This window comes from Nonomuraea sp. NPDC050643 (genome assembly GCF_040654715.1).
In the GTDB taxonomy this organism is placed as follows: Bacteria; Actinomycetota; Actinomycetes; order Streptosporangiales; family Streptosporangiaceae; genus Nonomuraea.
Genome location: NZ_JBFAIM010000068.1, coordinates 65,179 through 80,027 on the forward strand (window position 1 = coordinate 65,179; position 14,849 = coordinate 80,027).

A 14,849-nucleotide genomic window follows, 5' to 3' on the forward strand; every position below is an offset into this window, starting at 1 on the left:
ACCTTCGCGGGGCAGAGCCTCAGCGGTCGAACTCGCGCGGCGGCGTGACGTCCGCGCCGGGCGAGTCGGCGCCCTTCTCGGTGCTGCCCTCCGGCGCGGTGGTCGCGTGGCCGCCGAACTGGTTGCGCAGCGCGGCCACGACCTTCATCGCGGGGGAGTCGTCCTGCCGCGAGGCGAACCTGGCGTAGAGGGCCGCGGTGATGACCGGCAGCGGGACCGCGTGGTCGACGGCCGCCTGGACCGTCCACCGGCCCTCGCCGGAGTCCTGTGCGTAACCGCGGAGCTGGTCGAGGTGCTCGTCGTCATCGAGGGCGCGCACCATCAGGTCGAGCAGCCAGGAGCGGATCACGGTGCCGGTGCGCCAGCTCTGGAAGGAGCCCTTGACGTCCTTGACGATGTCGGAGGCCTCGAGCAGCTCCCAGCCTTCGGCGAAGGCCTGCATCATGCCGTATTCGATGCCGTTGTGGACCATCTTCGCGAAGTGCCCGGCGCCCACCTCGCCCGCGTGCACGAAGCCGTCCTCGCCCTCGGGCTTGAGCGTCTCGAAGATCGGCATCAGCCGCTGGACGTTGGCGTCGTCGCCGCCGCACATGAGCGCGTAGCCGTTCTCCAGGCCCCAGACGCCGCCGCTCACGCCGCAGTCGACGAAACCGACGCCCTTCTGGCTGAGCTCGGCGGCGTGCTTCTGGTCGTCCACATAGTGTGAATTGCCGCCGTCGACGACGGTGTCACCCTCGTCGAGCAGCTCGCCGAGGGCGTCGACCGTGGTCTGGGTGGCCTTGCCCGCCGGGACCATGACCCAGATCGCACGTGGTTTCTCCAGGCGTTCGACCAGCTCTTTCAGGCTGGTCACATCGCTGATCTCCGGATCGCGGTCGTAACCGACGACCTCGTGACCGCCGCGGCGCAGCCTTTCGGCCATGTTGCCGCCCATCTTGCCCAGTCCCACCATGCCGATCTGCATGACTGTCCCCTACCCCCTTGTCAGGCTTCCATCATCCCCGATGACAGGTTCAGCCTGACAGGCGGATGGGCATGATCAGATAACGGTAGTCCGTGGCGGCGCCGTCCTCCACGGGCTTGCCCCCGGTGAGAATAGCGGGCTTCGTCGACGTGGTCATCTGAAGTCGCGCAATGTCCGAGTCGATGGCTCCCAGACCCTCCAAGAGGAACTGGTGGTTGAAGGCGATGTTCATCTCCTCGCCCTCGTAGTCGACCGGGATCGCCTCGACGGCCTGCGCCTCGTCGCCGCTGCCGGCCTCCAGCACGACCTCGCCGCTCTTGAACGCGAGCCGTACGGGCGTGTTGCGCTCGGCGACCAGGGCCACGCGCTTGACCGCCTCGACGAACGGGCCTGTGGACAAGTCGGCGCGGGCGGAGAACTCGGTGGGCAGCAGCGAGCGGTATTTCGGGAACTCGGGGTCGAGCAGCCGCGTCGTCGTACGCCGCCCGGCGCTGGAGAAGCCGATCATGCCCTCACCGGTGCCGCCGGCGGAGCTGAGCGCGATCTCCACCTCGGCGCCGGTCGTGCCGAGGGCCTTGGCCGTGTCGGCGAGCGTCTTGCCCGGGATCATCGCGATGGCCGAGAAGTCGGGCTGGCCCGGCTGCCACTTCAGCTCGCGTACGGCCAGCCGGTAGCGGTCGGTCGCGGCGAGGGTCACCGTGTCGCCCTCGATCTCCATGCGCACGCCGGTCAGCATCGGCAGCGTGTCGTCCCGGCCCGCGGCGACGGCGACCTGGCCGACCGCTGAGGCGAACACGTCGCTGCCCACCCGGCCCGCGGCCGGCGGCATGGCCGGCAGCGAGGGGTAGTCCTCCACAGGCATGGTGAGAAGGGTGAATCGCGCGCTGCCGCACGTGACGACCGCCTTCGCGCCCTCCACCACGAGATCCACAGGCTGTGCGGGAAGCGCGCGGGTGATCTCGGCGAGCAGCTTGCCCGAGACCAGGACGACGCCCGGCTCACCGGTGTGGAGTTCGAGCGTCACCTCGGCGGAGACCTCGTAGTCGAAACCGGAGAGCTTGAGCCGCTGCTCCTGCGTGACCTCCAGGCGCATGCCGGCGAGCACGGGCACCGACGGACGCGCAGGGAGGCTGCGTGCCGTCCATGCCACCGCCTCAGCGAGGACGTCTCGCTCGATTCGGAACATCACGGTGATCAGCCTCCTGGGTTCGTCGTTGATTCAAGGATCCACTCTCCCGCACTCGCGATCCGGGAGAACCCCAACTATGGGTCTTTGAGTTTCTTAGTAAGAGAGATAAGAGGTCATCACACTAGGGGCTGTGGGAACTGTGGACAACTGGCGTCCTGCCTGGTCAGCGGCCCTGTTTTCATCCACTGCGGGTGTGGGTGACGCCTGGGGAGAACTCTCGCGCCTGGGGATGACGATTCTTCGCCCACAGGCCGTCCCCAGATCTTGGTGCCTTCATCCACGGCCAACCGGGGGTTATCCACGAGGTTTCCACAGGTTGTCCACGGGGTAAAAGGCACCCTTCTGGAGCCCCAGATCGACTGTTCACAGTCTGTCCACACGTTATCCACGTGTAGTCCCCAGGTTCTCCCCAGGATGTCCCCATCCCTGTCCCCAACCCATGTGGATGGATTTTTCCCGGCATTGTGGGGCGAACGGCAGGCGCCTTTTTGCGTTTTCGCTGGTCCACAGTGTTTTCCACAGGCTGTGCATGACTTCAGGACCCGCGCTGTGTCTGCTTGATCCGCATTGTTAGCTCGTTGACCTGGTTGTACATCGACCTGCGCTCGGCGATGAGCGACCGGATCTTGCGCTCGGCGTGCATCACGGTCGTGTGGTCGCGTCCGCCGAACTGCTGGCCGATCTTGGGCAGCGACAGCTCGGTCAGCTCGCGGGCGAGGTACATGGCGATCTGCCGGGCGTTGACGAGGGCCCGGCTGCGGGAGGTTCCGCACAGGTCGTCGATGCTGATGCCGAAGTATTGGGCGGTCTCGCTCATGATGGCCGCGATGGTGATCTCGGTGTCGGACTCCGAGGTGATCAGGTCCTTCAGCACCACCTCGGCGAGCTGCAGGTCGACGCCCTGCCTGTTGAGGCTGGCGAACGCGGTGACCCTGATCAGCGCGCCCTCGAGCTCGCGGATGTTGGTGGAGATGCGGCTGGCGATGTATTCGAGCACCTCGGGCGGCGCGGCCAGGCCCTCCTGGATGGCCTTCTTCCTGAGGATGGCGATCCGGGTCTCGAGCTCGGGCGGCTGGACGTCGGTGATCAGGCCCCACTCGAACCGGTTGCGCAGCCGGTCCTCCAGCGTGATGAGCTGCTTGGGGGCCCGGTCGCTGGAGATGACGATCTGCTTGTTGGCGTTGTGCAGCGTATTGAAGGTGTGGAAGAACTCCTCCTGCGTCTGCTCCTTGCCCTCCAAGAACTGGATGTCGTCCACCAGCAGGATGTCGATCGCCCGGTAGCGGCCACGGAACCCGTCGGCCTTGTGGTCGCGGATGCTGTTGATGAAGTCGTTGGTGAACTCCTCCGAGCTCACGTATCTGACCCGCGCGCCGTCGTACAGGCTCTGGGCGTAATGCCCGATCGCGTGCAGCAGGTGCGTCTTCCCCAGCCCCGAGTCCCCATAAATGAAGAGCGGGTTGTACGCCTTCGCGGGGGATTCGGCCACCGCCACGGCCGCCGCGTGGGCGAACCGGTTGCTGGCACCGATGACGAATGTCTCAAATGTGTACTTTTGGTTGAGTCGTGCCGGTTCGCTGGGCTTGTTGCTCTTCGCTTCCCAGCGATTCGGAGCCGGCTCCGGCGCCTTTTCCACAGGCGGTGTGTACGGCTGCGCCTGTTCAAAAGAGAAGCCCGACTGTGGATATTCGGTGGATACCTGCGGCGGCTCGGGCTGTGGAGAATAGAACTGAGGCGGCTCAGAAGCGGGGTTGTGCTGCGGCTGCGTGGGCTGTGCGTAACGGAGCTGACTCTCCACACCCTGGGGATAACTCTGAGTCACAGGCTGTTGATGAAGGTCCACCTGCGGCTGCTCCGGAGCCGTCGTGTCGATCATCACGGCCAGCCGCATGGTCCGGCCGAGCTCCTGGGACAGCGCGTGCGCCACCAGCGGGCGCAGTTTGCCCTCGATGAGGTCCTTGAGGAAGTCGTTGGGGACGCCGAGCACGATCGTGTCGTTGGCCAAGGCGATCGGACGCACCATCGACAGCCACGTTCGCTGCTGGATCGGCACGTTTTCGTTGAGGAAGTTGCCCAGGGCCCTCTCCCATACCACGCCGAGGTCGACACCGTTCATGGTGCGGCTCCCCCTCCTTCCTCTCGCGGCCCCCCGCGATCGTTTATCCACATGGCGTGGCCGCCCGCGTTGGTCGGCGACCCCTTTGTCCACAGAGTGTCGGCCGGGCTTCGTACCCAGGGCCTCCACAGGATCTCCACAAGCTGTGCACAGCGTTTGGGCGGGTCCGGAAGGGCCGACAGTATCTATGTGCACAGCTGTGTTCAAGACGTTGTCCACAGCCTAGTGGCACCAGAGTGCACATACTGTGGACGTGGGGCCACCGGTGGAAAAGTGGCCTGTGGAATAGTGGATAACCGGTCCGGTTTGACCTGGGCGGTCCTTGGCCCGTAACGTACGACGGTCGGCTTGTCACGCGACGGCTATTTCGCGTGCCCTCGCTTTCCTGGCAGGCCACCCATGTGTGTTAGGCGCCTTCGTGGCGCACCATCAAGCCTGGAGCCCACCCGTGAGCAAGCGTACTTTCCAGCCGAACAACCGTCGCCGCGCGAAGACCCACGGCTTCCGGCTGCGTATGCGCACCCGGGCCGGTCGCGCCATCCTCGCCGCTCGCCGCCGTAAGGGCCGCGAGAAGCTGTCGGCCTGACCGCCCTCGCCCAACCAATGAGAAGACTGCCAAGTGGACGGCCGCTTCGGCCTTGACCCGGCACGACAGCAGGGAGGCAGTCCAACGAGCAGATTTCTTGTCAGGCTAGTCGGCCCGCCGGTGGATCACGCCGGCGGGCGTTAGGCGTATACGGTGCTGTCCCGTCAATCCCGCATGCGACGCGGGGACGAATTCGAGGCGGCGGTCAGGCGTGGAAAGCGCGCCGGCCGCCCAACCCTGGTGGTGCATTTCACCATTTCCGGGGAAGAGCCACCTCTGGTGGGTTTCGTGGTGAGCAAGGCCGTGGGTGGCGCCGTGACCCGGAACAAGGTCAAACGACGGCTCCGACACCTGATGCGAGACCGTCTTGACCGGCTGCCGCGAGGTAGCCTGCTTGTGGTACGCGCCAACCCACCGGCCGCGTCCGCGCGATTCGAGCACCTGGCCGCCGAGCTCGATTCCGCATTGGATCGTTTGCTCGGGCGGCGCGAGTCCTCGACGGGTGGACAAAGATGACGGAGCAGCCGCAAGGGGTGGTGCCGAGCCTCGCCGCTCGTGCGCTGATCATCCCCATTCGGTTCTACCGGGCGTTCATCGGCCCGATGCTCGGTCCGCGCTGCCGGTTCTATCCGTCGTGCAGTGCCTACGGACTCGAAGCGATCGCCGTACATGGAGCATTGCGCGGCACCTGGCTGACTGTCCGGCGCATCGGGCGGTGCCACCCATTCCATCCCGGAGGTATAGACCCGGTGCCCCCACGCCCGGTCCGGTCCCACGAAACGCAAGGGAGATAGCTCGGTGGAGCTGTCCTGGCTGAGCTGGCTGTACCAAGCCGTAGCCCAAGTCATTATTTGGATCCATACTGCATACAGCACGGTCCTCAACCCGGACAGCGGGCTGACCTGGGCGTTGACGATCATCACGCTTACCGTGTTCATGCGGATCCTGATCTTCCCGCTCTTCCTGAAGCAGATGCGCTCGTCGCGGAAGATGCAGGAACTCGCCCCCAAGGTTCAAGACCTGCGCAAGCGTTACAAGAACGACAAGCAGCGCATGAACCAGGAGGTCATGGCGCTCTACCAGGGCGCGGGCGCCAACCCGCTCGGCGGCTGCCTGCCCGTCGTCGCGCAGTTCCCCATCTTCATCTCCATGTTCACCGTGCTGCAGAACATGGCCAACGGTCACGCGAAATACGGCATGACCCAGGAGCTGGTCGAGAGCGCCCGGCGGGCGCACATCTTCGGCGCGCCGCTGCCCGCGAACTTCTTCATGTCCTCCGAGGACATCGCCAGCTTCAACGCGGGTGTCGTACAGACCAAGGTGGTTCTCGCCATCTTCGTGGCGATCAGTTCGCTGACCACGTTCCTCACCGTTCGGCAGAGCGTCACTCGCTCCATGGCGCAGATGCCGGACAACCCCATGGCGCAGCAGCAGAAGATCCTGATGTACATCTCGCCGCTGTTCGCCTTCTTCAGCCTGAACTTCCCGCTGGGTCTGATCCTCTACTGGGTCACCACCAACGTGTGGACGCTCGGTCAGCAGCACTGGTTCTACAGCCGGTACCCGATGCCCCAGTACGACGCCAAGGGCAACGTCATTCCGGTCCCGCCGAAGCAGAGCCTGGTCGCCAAGCTTCGCAAGACGCCTCCTCCGGAAGAGCAGGCCCCGCCGCCCCCGCCGGAGCCTAAGATCGTTAGGCAGCAGCCGACCAGGCAGTCCCGCAGCAAGCGCACCGGCAGCAAGAAGTCTTGAACACGAAGGAGAGGCCGGCCATGACCGAGGCCGAGCAGGAGAAGGCTCCTGATCTCAACGCGCTCGAGCAGGAGGGCGAGATCGCTGCCGACTACGTCGAGGGCCTTCTCGACATCGCCGACATCGACGGCGACATCGACATGGACGTCGAGGGCGACCGTGCCCTGGTCTCCGTCGTCGGTCTCAAGGGCACGGAGCTGGTGGGGCCCGCAGGAGAGGTCCTGGAGGCACTGCAGGAGCTGACGCGTCTGGCCGTGCACCGGCAGACGGGCGAGCGCTCGCGGCTGATGCTCGACGTGGCCGGCTACCGGGAGCGGCGCCGGGCCGAGCTGACCAAGCTCGGCACCGAGATCGCCAATCAGGTCAAGGAGCGGGGCGAGCCGAAGTCGCTGCAGCCGATGACGCCGTTCGAGCGCAAGATCGTCCACGACGCCGTGGCCGCCGCCGGGCTCCGTAGCGAGTCCGAGGGCGAGGAGCCGCTGCGGTACGTGGTGGTCATGCCCGCCTGAGCCGCTCCACGCCGTTCGATCCGGCCGTCTGCCCGCCGTAGCGCGCGGTAGACGGCCGTTTCGCATTTAGGCCCTTATGTTCTGGTACGCCCGCTGCGGCGGGTTTGTCGTACTAGGTGTGGCCCCCGTCGGCGTGGCGGTTGTGGACGGCGCGCTCGGAGGCCGCGTTCACCCCGGCCCGCTAGTCTTCCCTTGTGATCTCACCCGTAGCCTTGGGAGAGACACACACCCGGATTCCGTGCCGGTTATCCCGCACCCACCGATCAAGGGCCATCAGCCCCAGAAAGGGCCACCAACCAGTGAGCGATGAGCTTCCGGAGCCCCCGGACATAGCGCGGGACGTCTTCGCCGGGGAGGCCTGGGATCGCGCGAACGCGTTCGCCGGCCTGCTGGCGGGTCCCGGTGTCGTCCGTGGGCTGCTGGGTCCGCGGGAGGTGCCGCGGATCTGGGATCGTCACCTGCTCAACTGCGCGGTGGTGGCCGAGGCGGTGCCGCCGGACGTACGCCTGGTGGACATCGGCTCCGGCGCCGGTCTGCCGGGGCTCGTCCTGGCGATCGTCCGGCCGGACATCACGGTCACGCTGCTGGAGCCGCTGCTGCGCCGTACCGTGTTCCTGGAGGAGTGCGTCGAGGCGCTCAAGCTGGACAACGTCGAGGTGTTGCGCGGCCGGGCGGAGGAGCTGGCGGGTCAGCGCGAGTTCGACGTCGCCAGCGCCCGCGCGGTGGCGCCGCTCGACCGGCTTCTCACGTGGGCCATGCCGCTGCTTCGCGAGGGCGGCGAGCTCATCGCGATGAAGGGGGAGCGCGCCGCCGGCGAACTCGCCGAGGCGGAGGCCCAATTGCGGGCGAGCGGAGCCCGAACGGCCGAGCTTGTGACCGTCGGGCGCGGTAAGGTCGAGCCGCCTGCAACATTGGTTCGGGTGGTAGCGGGTCGCGCGCCGGAGCGAGCTAGGCGGCGACGAAGGAGGTGACGGTTGTGCCAGTCGCGTCAAGCGGTCTTGGCTGGCCGGACAGCCGTCGGTCCGAGAGTCCAACCGGGGTTGGCTGGCCCGAAAAGGGCGTGTCGCGACAGCGAATTCCCGGCACCGGCACACCACTGGTTGAAAGGATGGCCAACGTGACCCAGACCCCCCTGAACCCCGGTGATTCGCCGTTGGTACGAGAGGCGCTCAGCTCAGTGGTTTCACGTGAAACATCCGCAACCCCGACCGCCACCCAGGTCGACGAGACCCTAGGTGATGGCGACGGCGGCTGGCCGCGCCCGTCCAAGTGCAGGGTGATCGCGGTGGCCAACCAGAAGGGTGGCGTGGGTAAGACGACCACTTCGGTGAACATCGCTGCCGCCTTGTCGATGCACGGCCAGCGTGTCCTCGTGGTCGACCTCGACCCGCAGGGCAACGCCTCGACGGCTTTGGCGACCGAGCACCGTGGTGATGTGCCGGACGTTTATCAGGTTCTTGTCGACGATCTTCCCATGGCGGACATCATCAAGCAGGTGCCCGAGATGCCGAATCTCTACTGCGCTCCGGCGACCATCGACTTGGCGGGCGCGGAGATCGAGCTGGTCTCCCTGGTGGCCCGTGAGGCTCGGCTGCGGCGGGCGCTGGCGGCGTACGAGGGGATCGAGTTCGACTACATCGTGATCGACTGCCCGCCGTCGCTCGGCCTGCTGACGGTCAACGCCTTGGTGGCCGCGGACGAGGTCATGATCCCGATCCAGTGTGAGTACTACGCGCTGGAGGGACTCGGTCAGCTCCTGCGGAACGTGGACCTGATCCGCGCCCACCTGAACCCGACACTGAACCTGTCGACGATCGTGCTGACGATGTACGACGGGCGTACGCGGCTGGCGTCGCAGGTGGCGGACGAGGTGCGGGCCCACTTCGGGGACACGGTGCTCAACACGGTCATCCCGCGCAGCGTCCGGCTGTCGGAGGCGCCGAGCTATGGGCAGTCGGTCATGACGTACGACCCGGGGTCGAGCGGGGCTATGGCGTACATGGACGCCGCCCGCGAGATCGCCCACCGCGCCGTCGTCGCCTGACCCGCCAATTGGTTGCTGGGGGAGCGGTCCGTTCGTCGTTTGCCCCCGGTCGATGAGGTGAGCGGCTGCCGGCCGCGCTCCTTGGTCGTGGCGGCAGGGACGAGCGGACTTCCCTCACGCTCGCCGGTTGTGGGGGAGTTTGCTTCTTTCACGCTTGCTGAGCAGGAGCGGGTGAGTTGCTTCTCTCGTGCTCGCCGGCTGCCGTGCTCATCGGTTGCCGTGCTCGTTGGTTGCCGTGGCAAAGGGCGAGTTGCCTTCTCCCGCTCGCTGGTTGTCTCGGCGGCGGGGCAGCGGCTTCTTTGATGCTCGCCGGTCGCGACAGCCGAGAACGAGTGGCTTCTCGCGCGCCGGCCTGTTGCGATGGCAGAGCTGATCCAGCTTCCCGCGCTCGCTTGCCCGCTGGCCGGACTTCGGTGTCGGCTGCGGTTGCCCGTCGACCCGATCGGCCGAGTAGTGTGCCCCGTTGCCCGTTGCCCGTTGCCCGTTGCCCGTTGCCCGTTGCCCGTTGCCCGTTGCCCGTTGCCCGTTGCCCGACGAGGCCATCCATGACGCTCGCTCGTCGTAACGCCGGTCTGTCGTGATGCTCGCCCGTCCCGTCGTGATTGGGGACCGGCGTTACGACGCCCGTCCCCAATCACGCGTGGCCACCTGGCCCTCCGCGCCCGCTGGCAGCGCCATGGCTCGCCCGTCGTCAAGCCCGCCTGTCGTCGTCATGCTCATGTGTGGCCACGGTCGCCTGTGGTCACGATGGCGACCCCGTCGCGTGCGCTTGCCTATCGCCTCAGGGTGGCGTCATCGCCTGCGTTCCTGTTGCCTCTGTGGGCGGTGTGTCCTGGGCACCGCCTATCACCGAGATGAGGCGGCGTCATCGCGCGTGCCTCCCGTGCCCCGGCGGATGAGCGTCATGTCGGGCTGCCTTCGCGTGGCGCCGAGATGGGATGGCGTGGTCGTGGTGCTTCCCCGATGCCTCTACAGATGGTGTTGTCCCGGGCGCTCGCTTGTCATCCACAGCAGGCGCTTTCGTTTATGAGGAGGTTGCCTGTCGTCGTGACGGATGGCGTTGGGTGCCGCGCTCGCCCAAGCATCCATTGGATCAAGCCGGGTTTGGTGGCTGCGAGCGCAGCGGTTGGACGACAAGCCGTCCCACTCTTCGTACGCAGTCACGAGTTGGGCAGATTTGTGACCGTGTCGGCGTAAATCCCATGGGCGGTGTGTGGCGAGGCGGCACCCCGCCGGGCGCACGACGGTAACCTCTCCTGGAGTGACCGGAATCGACCGGCTGGATGAGGAGACGCAGTGAGTCAGCAGCGGCGGGGATTGGGCAAGGGGCTCGGGGCGCTCATCCCGACCGGTCCCATCGTTGACGGCACGGGGGCGGCGCCCGCCCCGGTGAACGGTTCAACGGGGGAGACGGGTCCAAGGCCGATTGCCGGAGCGTACTTCAAGGAGGTCGCCCTCAAGGCGATCGTCCCCAACCCACGCCAGCCACGTGAGATCTTCGACGAGGAGCGCCTTGAGGAACTGGCCGCCTCCATCCGTGAGGTCGGCCTTCTGCAGCCGATCGTGGTCCGGTCGGTAGGTGGCGGTCAGTATGAGTTGATCATGGGGGAGCGGCGCTGGCGGGCGTGCCAGCGGGTCGGCTTGGATCCGGTTCCCGCGATCGTGCGCAACACCCAGGACGACGATCTGCTCCGGGACGCGCTCATCGAGAACCTTCAGCGTGAGCAACTGAACGCGCTCGAAGAGGCGGCGGCATACCAGCAACTCCTTGACGACTTCCAAGCCACCCATGAGCAACTGGCCGCGAAGGTCGGCCGCTCCCGCTCCCACATCACCAACACGCTGCGCCTGCTGAACCTCCCGCCGGAAGTCCAGCGCACGGTGGCGGCCGGAGTCATCAGCGCCGGGCACGCCCGAGCGCTCCTCGGCCTCAACAGCGCCGAGGAGCAGATGCAACTCGCCAAGCGAATCGTGGCGGAGCTCCTCTCGGTGCGCGCGGTGGAGGAGATCGTCGCGATGGGCAGCGCCAAGGCCGCCCAGAAGCCACCCCGTGAGCGCCAGGTTCCCAAGCCGACCGCTCCCGGTCTGACGCATCTCGCGGACCGGCTTTCGGATCACTTCGAGACGAAGGTCAAGGTCGATCTGGGGCGGCGGAAGGGGCGCATCGTGGTGGAGTTCGCCACGATCGACGACCTCGAGCGCATCATCGGCACCATGGCGCCCGAGGCTGTTCGCGCGATGCGGGAATCCGAAGACTGACCCGACTCTTCCTTGTTTCACGTGAAACACGGGCGCCGGAGCGGCCGACGTTGCCGGGAAGGGCTTGTTTCACGTGAAACACGTCGGGGCGAGAGCCCCATGAGCCGATCTCGCCGCCGCCCGTGAGTGCGGCTTGTTTCACGTGAAACAGGCGGCGGCACGCGACCGAAGCGACTAGCCGGCGGCGGCCTTGCGGATGTCGTCGAGGAAGTCGTCCACGTGTTCAGGCGTGGTGTCGAAGGCGGTCATCCAGCGGACGGTGCCGGTGGTCGCGTCCCAGTCGTGGAAGAGGTAGCGGCGGTGGAGCGCCTCCACGACGGTGAGCGGGAGAGTGGCGAAGACCGCGTTGGATTGGACCGGGTAAGCCAGCGACGCCCCGGGGATCTCCGCGAGTCCGTCGGCGAGGCGCGTGGCCAACTGGTTGGCGTGCGCCGCGTTCCGCCTCCAGAGGTCGTCCGTCAGCAGGGCGGAGAGTTGCGCCGAGATGAAGCGCATCTTCGAGGCGAGCTGAAGGGACTGGCGACGCAGGAAGGGCACCGCGTCCGCCAGCGACGGATCGAGCACCACGACGGCCTCGGCGGCCAAGGCGCCGTTCTTGGTGCCGCCGAAGCTGAACACGTCGACGCCGGCGTCCGTCGTGATCGCCTTCAGATCGCAGCCCAGATAGGCGGCTGCGTTGGCGAGCCTGGCACCGTCCACATGAAGGCGCAATCCTGACGCGTGCGCCGTTTCGGCGAGGGCGGCGATCTCGGTGGGGGAGTAGCAGGTGCCGAACTCCGTGGCCTGGGAGATGGAGACGACCGTCGGCTGCGGTTCGTGGGGATTGCCGATCCCGCCCAGGCGCGAGGTGATGTCGTTCGGACGCAGCTTGCCGTCCTCGGTCGGGACGGTCATCAGCTTCACGCCGAGCAGACGCTCCGAAGCGCCCGCTTCGTGAGTGGCGATGTGGGCGCTGTCGGCACAGATGATGGCGTCGTAACGGCCGAGCATGAGCGCCAGGCCGACCATGTTGGCACCCGCCCCGTTGAGCACCGCGAAGCCCTGCGCGCCCGGACCGAACACCTCCGTGGCCTTCTCCTCGAACGCCGACGTCCACTTGTCGTCGCCATAGGCGGGCGCGTCACCGTGGTTCGCCGCGACGATGGCATCAAGGACGGCCGGGTGCACGCCTGCGTGATTGTCACTGGCGAAGCTCTTGGGGTACATCGATTCGATCAGCACACCGTAAGGCTACTTACACCGGGTTGGGATCACCGGAGCCGGTCGGGGCGAGGGAGAGCGCTTGCGCGCTGAACACCTGCCGCCTCGCGCCAAGCCGCCGCAGCAACGAACAGTCTTTTGGTCGCGCGTCGCATGTGGGTGACGTATCTGGCGGGCCGCCCGAGCTGACGTTCACGGGCGACCCGCCCGAACCTCGCACCTTACGTCGAGTGCCATGCCGTGCGTCAGGGCGTGCTGCGCGTCGAGGTCGTGCCGTGTGTCGGGTGCTATGCCGTGCGTCAAGGGTCGCGCCGCGCGTCTAGCCGGGGTGGGCCGGTTGAGCCTCGCGCCGTGCGTCGGGGTCGTGCTGCGCGTCGACTCGCGTGCGGGCGCCTGAGCTGAGGTATCGGGCGAGCGACCGAGCCTCGCCCTACGCGTTGAGGTCGTGCTGTGCGTTCGGTGCTCTGCCCTGCGTCAGGTCGTGTCGCGTGTCGAGGTCGTGCCGCGCATCGGTTGCTGCGCGTCGGGCTCGTGCTGCCCGTCGGGGTCATGCCTTGCGTCGGGGTCGTGCTGCGGTTCGCGCGCATCGGTGACGCCCAGCATCCCCGCGTTTCGTGCCGCGCGGCGCACCGCGAGGCTCGGTCTCGCCACACGATTGAGGTCGTGCTGCGCGCCGGAGCAGTGGGCGGGCGAGGTGTGCGGCACGACCGACAGAGCCCGGGCACGCCCCAGGCGGGGACACGGCCCAGCGGGTGAGGGTCGAGGGAGTGCGCACAGGGAAGGACTGTGGGGATTCGTTACGGCCGGGCTCTCGTAGCCGCGCCGCAGCCCTCTCACGAGGCGGGCTTTCTTCCGACGCGGGTTCCTCACGGCGTGGACTTCCTTATGCTTCCGGCTCTCTCACGAATCGGAGGCATCACGGCGCGGACACCCATAAGGTCCCCGCTCCCTCACGAACAGACCGGAGGGCTCACGGCGCGCGTTCCCGCACGGCGCGCGTTCCCGCACGGCGCGCGTTCCCGCACGGCCGTGCGGTTGGGTTGGGTTAGGAGGGGTGGGAGCGGGCGGCGGCGTTCTGGAGGAGGGTGCTGCAGAGGTTGCCCAGGTCTTGGCCGGCGGCCTCGGCGGCCATCGGCAGGAGGGATGTCTCCGTCATCCCGGGGGCCACGTTGACCTCCAGGAAGTGCGGGACGCCGTCCGCGTCCACGATCAGGTCGGTACGCGAGATGTCCCGCAACCCAAGAGCCGTGTGGGCCGTCACCGCGGTCTCCGCGCATGCCGCAGCCGCCTGGGCGGAGAGGCGGGCGGGGGCGAAGAACTCCGTGTGTCCGGCGGTGTAGCGGGCCGCGTAGTCGTAGACACCCTCGTCAGGGACGATCTCCACGGCCGGCAGCGCCTCCGGGCCGTTGCCGAGGTCCACGACCGAAACCGCCACCTCCACTCCCTCCACGTACCGCTCGATGAGTGCCGTGTCGCCGTACGCGAAGCAGCCGACCATCGCAGCCGGCAGTTCCTCGGCCGTGCGGACGAAAGAGGCGCCCAGCGCCGAGCCGCCTCGTGCGGGCTTGACGAACAGGGGGAGGCCGAGACGTTCGACGATGCGTCCGAGGACGACCGTCGCGCCGAGGTCGTGGAACGTCTCCTTGGGAAGCGTGACCGATTGCGGCGTGCGCAGGCCGACCGAACGGACGACCGCCTTGGCGGTGGGCTTGTCGAACGCGACCCGGCAGGCGTCAGGGTCGGCGCCGACGTAGGGGACGTTGAGGAGCTCGAGGACGGAACGGATCGCGCCGTCCTCACCCGCGCCGCCATGGAGGGTCACGAACACGGCGTCCGGCGGATCGGCGAGGATCGACGGAACGAGGGAGGCGTCGGTGTCGCGAGCCTCGACGTCGATGCCGGCCGCGCGCAGCACCTCGCTGACCCTGCGACCCGAGCGCAAAGACACCTCTCGCTCATAGGAGAGGCCCCCGGCCAGCACGAGCACGTGGCCCAGATCGCTCATCACAACTCCTCCGCAGATCGCACGCTGTCCAACCGTACCGGCGCCTGGGGTCAAGGGTGTACGGGAGGTGGTTTCTCCGGCGATCCCATGCCATCTCGACAACCTGCCAGCTTGATGCCTTGCTACTCCCGCCGCCCGCCGCCCGCCGCCCGCCGCCCGCCGCCCGCCGCCCGCCGCCCGCCGCGTACGCCGTCAGATATTCCCGGTTGTCCGAGGCCAGCCACT

General features: G+C 67.3%; 14 protein-coding genes. 8 read left to right on the top strand and 6 right to left on the bottom strand.

Annotation, left to right across the window (positions count from 1 at the left end; all coding sequences use genetic code 11):
• Positions 1-19: 19 nt before the first annotated feature.
• The 3 genes from gnd to dnaA form a co-directional block, all read right to left on the bottom strand.
• Positions 20-964 (bottom strand): phosphogluconate dehydrogenase (NAD(+)-dependent, decarboxylating), encoded by a 945-nt coding sequence (gnd, locus tag AB0I15_RS53080; protein ID WP_358114796.1) that lies wholly within the window; start codon positions 962-964, stop codon positions 20-22.
• Between the two features lie 49 nt (positions 965-1,013).
• On the bottom strand, positions 1,014-2,153 hold the full coding sequence (gene dnaN / locus AB0I15_RS53085; RefSeq protein WP_358114798.1) for a DNA polymerase III subunit beta: 1,140 nt from the start codon (positions 2,151-2,153) through the stop codon (positions 1,014-1,016).
• 535 nt (positions 2,154-2,688) lie between these two features.
• Entirely contained in the window at positions 2,689-4,269 is a 1,581-nt protein-coding gene (gene dnaA / locus AB0I15_RS53090; protein WP_358114801.1) for a chromosomal replication initiator protein DnaA, read from the bottom strand.
• Between the two features lie 448 nt (positions 4,270-4,717).
• Here dnaA and rpmH point away from each other — a divergent pair, with 448 nt between their 5' ends.
• The 8 genes from rpmH to AB0I15_RS53130 all read left to right on the top strand — a co-directional run bounded on the left by rpmH (position 4,718) and on the right by AB0I15_RS53130 (position 11,419).
• Positions 4,718-4,855: a 50S ribosomal protein L34 gene (rpmH, locus tag AB0I15_RS53095; protein ID WP_043614899.1), complete on the top strand. Its 138-nt coding sequence runs from the start codon at positions 4,718-4,720 to the stop codon at positions 4,853-4,855.
• Between the two features lie 153 nt (positions 4,856-5,008).
• Positions 5,009-5,371 (top strand): ribonuclease P protein component, encoded by a 363-nt coding sequence (rnpA, locus tag AB0I15_RS53100; RefSeq protein WP_358114804.1) that lies wholly within the window; start codon positions 5,009-5,011, stop codon positions 5,369-5,371.
• Positions 5,368-5,649, top strand: coding sequence for a membrane protein insertion efficiency factor YidD (gene yidD / locus AB0I15_RS53105; protein WP_358114806.1), 282 nt, complete (start codon positions 5,368-5,370; stop codon positions 5,647-5,649). Before rnpA ends, yidD begins: the two co-directional genes overlap by 4 nt.
• 4 nt (positions 5,650-5,653) lie before the next feature.
• Entirely contained in the window at positions 5,654-6,607 is a 954-nt protein-coding gene (gene yidC / locus AB0I15_RS53110) for a membrane protein insertase YidC (protein ID WP_358114809.1), read from the top strand.
• Positions 6,608-6,627: 20 nt separating this feature from the next.
• Entirely contained in the window at positions 6,628-7,116 is a 489-nt protein-coding gene (locus tag AB0I15_RS53115) for a R3H domain-containing nucleic acid-binding protein (RefSeq protein WP_358114811.1), read from the top strand.
• 299 nt (positions 7,117-7,415) lie between these two features.
• Positions 7,416-8,087 (top strand): 16S rRNA (guanine(527)-N(7))-methyltransferase RsmG, encoded by a 672-nt coding sequence (gene rsmG, locus AB0I15_RS53120; protein ID WP_358114814.1) that lies wholly within the window; start codon positions 7,416-7,418, stop codon positions 8,085-8,087.
• Positions 8,088-8,224: 137 nt separating this feature from the next.
• Positions 8,225-9,160, top strand: coding sequence for a ParA family protein (locus tag AB0I15_RS53125; protein ID WP_358114828.1), 936 nt, complete (start codon positions 8,225-8,227; stop codon positions 9,158-9,160).
• Between the two features lie 1,296 nt (positions 9,161-10,456).
• Positions 10,457-11,419 (top strand): ParB/RepB/Spo0J family partition protein, encoded by a 963-nt coding sequence (locus AB0I15_RS53130; RefSeq protein WP_358114816.1) that lies wholly within the window; start codon positions 10,457-10,459, stop codon positions 11,417-11,419.
• A 174-nt stretch (positions 11,420-11,593) separates the two neighbouring features.
• Here the strand turns inward: AB0I15_RS53130 and AB0I15_RS53135 are convergent, their stop codons facing one another.
• From AB0I15_RS53135 to AB0I15_RS53145, 3 genes are all read right to left on the bottom strand, one after another.
• The gene (locus tag AB0I15_RS53135) at positions 11,594-12,640 is read right to left on the bottom strand and encodes a beta-eliminating lyase-related protein (protein WP_358114818.1); all 1,047 of its coding nucleotides are present in this window, start codon (positions 12,638-12,640) and stop codon (positions 11,594-11,596) included.
• Positions 12,641-13,093: 453 nt separating this feature from the next.
• Complete coding sequence (locus AB0I15_RS53140) at positions 13,094-13,324, bottom strand: hypothetical protein (RefSeq protein WP_358114820.1); 231 nt, start codon at positions 13,322-13,324, stop codon at positions 13,094-13,096.
• Positions 13,325-13,664: 340 nt separating this feature from the next.
• On the bottom strand, positions 13,665-14,624 hold the full coding sequence (locus tag AB0I15_RS53145; RefSeq protein WP_358114822.1) for a D-alanine--D-alanine ligase: 960 nt from the start codon (positions 14,622-14,624) through the stop codon (positions 13,665-13,667).
• Positions 14,625-14,849: the final 225 nt, after the last annotated feature.

Bases quoted from the DNA above. Each gene is read 5' to 3' on its own strand.
- gnd (WP_358114796.1), bottom strand. From the start codon at position 964: ATGCAGATCGGCATGGTGGGACTGGGCAAGATGGGCGGCAACATGGCC.
- dnaA (WP_358114801.1), bottom strand. From the start codon at position 4,269: ATGAACGGTGTCGACCTCGGCGTGGTATGGGAGAGGGCCCTGGGCAAC.
- yidD (WP_358114806.1), top strand. From the start codon at position 5,368: ATGACGGAGCAGCCGCAAGGGGTGGTGCCGAGCCTCGCCGCTCGTGCG.
- AB0I15_RS53115 (WP_358114811.1), top strand. From the start codon at position 6,628: ATGACCGAGGCCGAGCAGGAGAAGGCTCCTGATCTCAACGCGCTCGAG.
- AB0I15_RS53125 (WP_358114828.1), top strand. From the start codon at position 8,225: ATGGCCAACGTGACCCAGACCCCCCTGAACCCCGGTGATTCGCCGTTG.
- AB0I15_RS53145 (WP_358114822.1), bottom strand. From the start codon at position 14,624: ATGAGCGATCTGGGCCACGTGCTCGTGCTGGCCGGGGGCCTCTCCTAT.